The organism is Kitasatospora sp. NPDC023118 (assembly GCF_055560875.1).
Map to the genome: position 1 here is coordinate 1 of NZ_JBVHHW010000092.1, position 1482 is coordinate 1482.

A 1482-nucleotide genomic window follows, 5' to 3' on the forward strand; every position below is an offset into this window, starting at 1 on the left:
CTTGGGTTCTAACGGTCCCCGCAACACCCGCGATCTGTGGGAGTTGCGAGGACCGTGGGCGTTAGGCGTAGTGATCTTGCTGGATTGCGGGAGCGTTTCCTTGAACGGCTGGATGTCGTAGGCAGCGTGACCGCGGCGGCGCGTGAGCTGGAGCTGAACCAGAACACCGCCTTCACCTGGGCCCGGAAGGCCGGACGAAGGTCGATGGGCCCGCCACGCCGGCATTCTGGACGGGACGAGTACGAGCGGCTCCGGGCCACCGGTGTCGCCAGCCGGATCGCAGCCCGGCAGGCCGGCGTGAACGAACGCACGGCCAGGGACTGGGACCAGGGCGTCAAGAAGACCCGCCATACGCGCACCTATGCCGACGGGCGCCGCGTCGACTACCGGGCGGGAACCGTCACCATGTCCGGTGTGACAAAAGCACCGGTCGGCTTGAGGGCCCTGGAGAAGCAGCTCCACCCGCGGTTCCTGACACTGGCCGAGCGCGAACAGATCCGCGATCTTCGCGCGGCGGGTACGTCGCTGCGGGCGATCGGACGGGCCCTGGGGCGGCCCGCGAGCACGGTCAAGCGGGAGATCGACGCGAACTCGGGCAGCGAGGGCTACCGGCCCTACCAGGCCCACCGGGCGGCGGCAGCGCGCAGGCCCCGGCCCAAGGACCGCAAGCTGCTGCGCGAGGGACGACTGCGCCGCTTCGTTCAGGACGGACTGCGCAGGCGGTGGTCGCCGGAACAGATCTGCCACGCTCTGCTGAGGGAACATCCCGGCGACGAGAGCATGCGGGTGAGCGTGGAAACGATCTACCAGGCGCTGTACTTCCAGGCCCGCGGCGGCCTGAAACGGGAAGTGCAGGCAGCCGTCCGCTCCGGGCGGACCCGCCGCAAACCCCGCCGGAACCCCGAGCGGCGCACTTCCCGGTTCGTCGACCCGATGGTCATGATCAGCGAGCGCCCCGCCGACATCGAGGACCGAGCCGTTCCCGGTCACTGGGAAGGCGACCTGATCCTCGGCGCGGGCGGGCGCTCCGCGATCGCCACCCTGGTCGAGCGAAGCACCCGCTACACCATGCTGGTCCACCTGCCGGGCGGAGCCCACGACGCCGAGACCGTCCGCGACGGGCTCGTGCGCACCGTCCAGACCCTGCCCGCCCACCTGCGCGGTTCTCTCACCTGGGACCAGGGCAGCGAGATGGCACGGCACAGGCAGTTCAGCACGGCCACCGACATGCCCGTCTACTTCTGTGACCCGGCCTCGCCCTGGCAACGCGGCTCGAACGAGAACACCAACGGGCTGCTGCGGCAGTACTTCCCGAAAGGCACCGACCTGAGCATGCACGGTCCCGAAGACCTCGAACACGTCGCCCAGGAGCTCAACGGCCGCCCACGCAAGACGCTCGGCTGGGATACCCCAGCCGAGCGCCTACGTGATCTACTCACCGTCTGAAACCAGGTGGTGTTGCGACGACCCCTTGAACCCAAG

At 69.2% G+C, this 1482-nt stretch carries 1 protein-coding gene; it reads left to right on the top strand.

Annotated elements, in window-relative coordinates; genetic code table 11:
• Positions 1-204 precede the first annotated feature (204 nt).
• On the top strand, positions 205-1446 hold the full coding sequence (locus tag ACZ3UD_RS37695) for an IS30 family transposase (RefSeq protein WP_465598633.1): 1242 nt from the start codon (positions 205-207) through the stop codon (positions 1444-1446).
• Positions 1447-1482: the final 36 nt, after the last annotated feature.

Excerpts from the sequence above, each read along its gene's own strand:
- ACZ3UD_RS37695 (WP_465598633.1), top strand. The coding sequence starts at position 205 with ATGGGCCCGCCACGCCGGCATTCTGGACGGGACGAGTACGAGCGGCTC.